Origin of the sequence: Methanospirillum hungatei (genome assembly GCF_020216685.1) — an archaeon.
GTDB classification, from domain to species: domain Archaea; phylum Halobacteriota; class Methanomicrobia; order Methanomicrobiales; family Methanospirillaceae; genus Methanospirillum; species Methanospirillum hungatei_B.
Map to the genome: position 1 here is coordinate 1 of NZ_JAIWNS010000255.1, position 5,211 is coordinate 5,211.

General features: G+C 45.6%; 6 protein-coding genes. 2 read left to right on the forward strand and 4 right to left on the reverse strand.

Annotated elements, in window-relative coordinates; all coding sequences use genetic code 11:
- Positions 1–253: 253 nt before the first annotated feature.
- Positions 254–616, forward strand: a complete 363-nt coding sequence (locus LDL35_RS14330) for a hypothetical protein (RefSeq protein WP_304023664.1) — start codon at positions 254–256, stop codon at positions 614–616.
- A gap of 6 nt (positions 617–622) precedes the next feature.
- Here LDL35_RS14330 and thsA read toward each other — a convergent pair whose 3' ends face one another.
- From thsA to LDL35_RS14350, 4 genes are all read right to left on the reverse strand, one after another.
- The gene (gene thsA, locus LDL35_RS14335; protein ID WP_304023666.1) at positions 623–2,221 is read right to left on the reverse strand and encodes a thermosome subunit alpha; all 1,599 of its coding nucleotides are present in this window, start codon (positions 2,219–2,221) and stop codon (positions 623–625) included.
- Between the two features lie 79 nt (positions 2,222–2,300).
- Positions 2,301–2,897 (reverse strand): orotate phosphoribosyltransferase-like protein, encoded by a 597-nt coding sequence (locus LDL35_RS14340; protein ID WP_304023668.1) that lies wholly within the window; start codon positions 2,895–2,897, stop codon positions 2,301–2,303.
- 22 nt (positions 2,898–2,919) lie between these two features.
- Entirely contained in the window at positions 2,920–3,402 is a 483-nt protein-coding gene (locus LDL35_RS14345; RefSeq protein WP_304023671.1) for a nucleotide-binding protein, read from the reverse strand.
- 15 nt (positions 3,403–3,417) lie between these two features.
- Positions 3,418–4,257: a ribose-phosphate diphosphokinase gene (locus tag LDL35_RS14350; protein ID WP_304023673.1), complete on the reverse strand. Its 840-nt coding sequence runs from the start codon at positions 4,255–4,257 to the stop codon at positions 3,418–3,420.
- Between the two features lie 85 nt (positions 4,258–4,342).
- Here LDL35_RS14350 and LDL35_RS14355 point away from each other — a divergent pair.
- A partial coding sequence (locus LDL35_RS14355; protein WP_304023675.1) for an ATP-binding protein occupies positions 4,343–5,211 on the forward strand: 869 nt, incomplete at its 3' end.

A 5,211-nucleotide genomic window follows, 5' to 3' on the forward strand; every position in this document is an offset into this window, starting at 1 on the left:
TACCCTTCTATGAGTTTGGCCCGGCAATTATGCCCGGCAGATCACTACACTTATAGAAAATTATGTTCCAGAAGTATTGGTATCACCGATACCAGTCCGGCCCGGTCGATCACCCCTGCCATCCTGAGGGTCGGACACTACTATTCTGTAAAGGACATATGTCCATGCATAAAAGAGATAATCTTTTTGGATATAGTAGTCTCATAATGTATCAGGAAGAATATTCACTGCAATAATATGATGGTGGATGTACATGGGGCTATTTCGATCATATGATGATAAGCAGAATGTTGAAAAAATTTCCTGGTCGGTTCCCTTTCCTCCTGATTTACTTGCACGTCTTCGGGGCTTTTCTGCCGTTTCTATTTCAAAAGCTTCAGGAATGTATCTTGAGGATGTTTTTGAAATTCTGAAAGGTTCTCGTTCCAGAACCTCTCCTGAAGTAATTGAAATGCTTGAAAACGTATTAAAGAAACTGGAAGAGGATGATCAGCGGCTGGAAAAAGAGGCTGCAAAGATTAATTTTATGATCAAAGGGTTTGACGTGCTCGAACAAAAGAAGCAAAAAAGACAGCTGAACAGACTTCCCGAAACCGGATATTATCTGGAAGAATAAAAAAGATTATTCCATTGGTTCTGGCTTTCCGCCTTTACCAGACTGGGATACCATCATATCATCAACCCGAAGCAGCATCTCAACAGCTTCTTCTGAGCTCTGTATTGCCTGCCTCTTGCATCTGATTGGTTCAATAACTCCTTCTTTCTGCATATCCACCAGTTTACCAGTGTACACATTCAGTCCGAAGTTCTTCTTCCCTTCTGCATGTGCCTTCTTTAACTCTACCAGTTTATCGATTGGATTATAACCGGAATTTTCTGCAAGGGTGATTGGTATAGCAGCGAATGCATCTGCATATGCTTCGATGGCGATCTGCTCACGTCCACCGACATTAACAGCATAGTCACGAAGGCGGACAGTAAGTTCACTCTCAACTGCTCCTCCACCTGGCACAAACAGTCCGTCTTCCATTGCATCCATGACTACCCGGGTTGCATCGACAACAGCACGTTCAAGTTCATCAACCAGGTAATAGGTAGAACCACGAAGAAGAATTGTCACCGTCTTTGGATTCTTTGCTCCCGTTATGACTACCATATCTGCGTCATCAAGCTGCTCTGCCTTTTCTGCAACACCAAGGTCACTCTTTTTCAGATCTTCAGCTTTTGTAACAATTGTTGCGTCAAGTGAGCGTGCTGCAAATTTCAGATCAGCTTCCGGAACATCTTCAATGGCAAGAATTCCTGCTTTTGCAAGGTAAAACTGGGCTGCATCTGCAATACCTTTCTGGCAGAGGAGAACATTTGCTCCGGTTTTTGCCACAGCATCTGCCATCTCCTTTAATGCACTCCGCTCCTGTTCAGCAAATGCTTCGACCTGTTCGGTGCTTGAAATCTTGATCTTTGATTTGACCTCTGTCTTTTTGATCTCAAGCTCCTTCTGAACAATTGCAACCTTTGCATTTAATACGCGTTTTGGCATCTCCTGGTTAACGCGGGTTTTGTCAATGACACAGCCCATAATAAGTTCTGCATCATCCATGGTCCCGCCGGTGTGCTTTTTGATCTTCACATCATCTTCACTCACCGTAACCTTGTTTCCGTCTTTGGTGGCAACTTTCATTACCGCTTCAACAGAGATATCACTTATTTTATCCTTGACGTCCTCAATGGATTTTCCAGTAATTGCAGTCTGGACAATCTTCTTCATGACGTCCTTATTGTATGCGTCAGTCTTGGATGCCATTGATTGCAGAATTTCAAGAGCCTTCTGCATTCCCATCCGGTATCCACGACAGATGACGGTCGGATGGATCTTCTTGTTCAGCAGGGACTCTGCCTGTTCCATAAGTGAGCCTACAAGAATGACGGCAGTGGTCGTCCCGTCTCCTACCTCTTCGTCCTGGGTTCTGGAGACTTCAATGACCATCTTTGCTCCAGGATGCTGAACAGAGATCTCATCAAGAATCGTTATACCATCATTGGTGATGGTGACATCTCCGGTCCCGTCAATGAGCATCTTGTCCATTCCACGTGGACCTAAGGTGGACCGAACCGCCTCAGCAAGTGCTTTTGCTGCTGCTATATTGGAGCGCTGGGCCTCATATCCCTGTGTACGCTCGACATTCTGTTTCAGAATGATTACCGGTTGTTGAGCAAGCATTGAATATCCTCCGTTTCAATACAGGTGGATTTAAAGTTCTATATAAAAATTGTGAGTTCATGTCTCATTATGAAACCGGTTAGTCTATTCGGGAGACCTTAAACAGACTGTAAACCGGAACGCCGTCAATGTCTCGAATGCCGCGCTTATCAAAGAGAACACAACATGCTACAGGAACTGCACCATGCCTTTTGATATAGGCAATAACTTCCTGTAATGTTTTGCCGGAGGTGATAACATCATCCACCACTACTACTCTCTCTCCGGCATGAATGTCAAAATTACCGCTCATGGATCCGATTGGTTCATCTCCTCCGGCATGTTTTGCAGGATGATAAATACCAATTCGTACTCCCTCTGTTACTGCCATCAGGGTTGCAAGCGGAATTCCGGATATGGCTATTCCCACATACACCTGGGGAACTGGTCCTTCCGGGTTTTTCAGATGAAGCCGTGAGAGAAGCATCTGGGCACTCTCCTCCAAAAGCTGAGATTCACCTGATACGGCAGTCCAGTCTATATGTACATCTTTCGGGGTAGCCGCTCCTTTCTCCTGAGTCAGAAGCCAGGTCACGGTCTCCATAGAGAGGGACAATTCATCTGCAATCTGCCCGGGGCTGTGTCCTTCACTCCGCAGGTGCCGTGCTTTTTGTATCAACTCATCCAGGGTAGACATCTGAACAGACATTTTCGTCAATCTATTTATTTTTTCGTCTTACCTGCAGACCACATATCGGACAGAGAGAATCTGCAGGCATGATATCGTAATATTTCCCACACCCTGAACACCGAAGTCTCCATATCCGCATTTCTGCCTTCTTCTGCATCATGGGATGGACATCGATATTCAGATGTTGTGCGGTATTCTGAAGAGCAAAATCATCGGTACATATAACCCCATGAACCTCAAATGCAAGAGCAAGGAGATCGGTATCAGTTTCAGATAAGACAGACCCATCTCCGGATTTTGTGGCGGCATTCCGAACAATCATGAGAGATTTCTGATCCGGTTCTGATATGATCAGTCCTTGTGAGAGTAGTACTTCAAGTCTTGCTTTGCCCTTGAGATCCTTTAGTTCGGCGATGACCCGTGGAACAGTCATTATCTTTCCGGTAACAGGGATGGAAATAAAAAATGCGGATGTATCCAGTATTAATACCGGAAAAGAATCATCTGTCATCAGGTGAACCAGAAATCAGAGATATTCTGCCAGAACCTTTGCTGCTGAATAGGTACTGCAGGCTCGTTCAATCGTATCACTGCAGGAGATTGATGCAATTCCCGCACTGGTAAGCCGGGTATAGGCACCAGATGCCAGAACACCATGAATTCCTACGGTATGAATTGATCGGGCTCCCTGCTCATACAGCATCATTGCAGCGGTCGCCTGCGTTCCTCCGGTCGAGATAATATCATCAAGAATGACCACATCACGCCCGGATACCGGTACTGACTTCGGTTCTATCCTGACCTGTTCTCCTGAAATACGGGTCTTCTGGAGATAATCACAATCCCAGTTCCCATGAGAAGCAACATCCCGTCCAAGATGGAGCGCTCCCTCATCAGGACTCAGGATGAGTGGATTTTCAAGCGATAACGTATCGATATATGCTGCTGCGGGAGTGGAAAGAGATACATCAGTTGCTTCAGTATGGAAATAATTCAGTACTGATTTTTCATGGATGTTTACCGTATAGACTCGTGATACACCATTTCCAAGGATTTGGGCTATCGCCCGTGCAGAGAGCGGCTCACCAGGATTGAACTGCTTGTCCTGTCTGGCATATCCCATATAAGGAACGATGAGTGAAATGTCAGATTCGGAATAAATATCTTTTAACAAGAGCAGTTCTACCAGATCATCACTTATCAGAATGCTTCCACAAATAATTACTTTCTCTGCGGGCTGCTCTGCACGCACATAGATCTCTCCATCTGGAAATTTCTGCCATCTGGTATCAATTACCGGAATATTCAATGCAGTTGCGAGCCGGCCGGCAAGAACCTGAGACCGTTGCGTACTGACAACCTTCATAATCTCATTAAGATTTGCTGAAAGTACTTAAACAATTGTCCATGAAATTATTACCACGAACGGTTTTGCAGGTGTCGATATTATAATGAATCGGGTGAACGAACCATCGGAGAGAGAAATTCAACCAGATACTCCGGAAACTACCAAAGTATGGGATGTTCCGGGTATAGAACCAGTGGATACACTGGATGATGAAACAGATGCGCCTGTTGAAGAGACGAATACTTCAGCTGCATCTATGGAGAAAGAAACCCAGATACCAGTAGATGATGGCTCGTCACGGTCGGTTACTGTCCCTGAAAAACTCATTGATCAGGTAATCGGACAGGAACATGCGGTAGAGGTAATCAGAAAAGCAGCAATCCAGCGCAGACATGTCATGATGATAGGGACTCCTGGTACGGGCAAGTCCATGCTGGCAAAGGCAATGGCTGAGCTGCTTCCAAAGGAAGAGATGCAGGATATTCTTGCATATCCAAACTCTGACGATCAAAATGAACCTATCATCAGAACTGTGAAATCCGGCCGTGGCAAAGAGATTGTCACTGCTCATAAAGCAGAAGCGAAAAAGAAGATACAGTTCAGAAATACCTTCATCATGATCCTGATGATCGGTATCATCGGGTATGCTTTTATCACCTACCAGTGGCTCATGGGTATCATTGCTGCAGCATTTATCTTCATGGCTCTGCGGTATGCCACTCCCAGGGAAGAACAGATGGTCCCCAAACTTCTGGTCTCCAATGATAAGACAACAACAGCACCTTTCGTCGATGCGACCGGTTCTCATGCCGGTGCTCTACTCGGAGATGTCCGCCATGATCCCTTCCAGTCAGGAGGACTTGAGACTCCTGCCCATGACCGGGTCGAGGCAGGGGCCATTCATCGTGCACATAAGGGAGTCCTCTTTGTTGATGAGATAAATACCCTGGGTCTTCCTTCACAACAGAGTCT

Bases quoted from the DNA above. Each gene is read 5' to 3' on its own strand.
- LDL35_RS14330 (WP_304023664.1), top strand. From the start codon at position 254: ATGGGGCTATTTCGATCATATGATGATAAGCAGAATGTTGAAAAAATT.
- LDL35_RS14345 (WP_304023671.1), bottom strand. From the start codon at position 3,402: ATGACAGATGATTCTTTTCCGGTATTAATACTGGATACATCCGCATTT.
- LDL35_RS14350 (WP_304023673.1), bottom strand. From the start codon at position 4,257: ATGAAGGTTGTCAGTACGCAACGGTCTCAGGTTCTTGCCGGCCGGCTC.
- LDL35_RS14340 (WP_304023668.1), bottom strand. From the start codon at position 2,897: ATGTCTACCCTGGATGAGTTGATACAAAAAGCACGGCACCTGCGGAGT.
- thsA (WP_304023666.1), bottom strand. From the start codon at position 2,221: ATGCTTGCTCAACAACCGGTAATCATTCTGAAACAGAATGTCGAGCGT.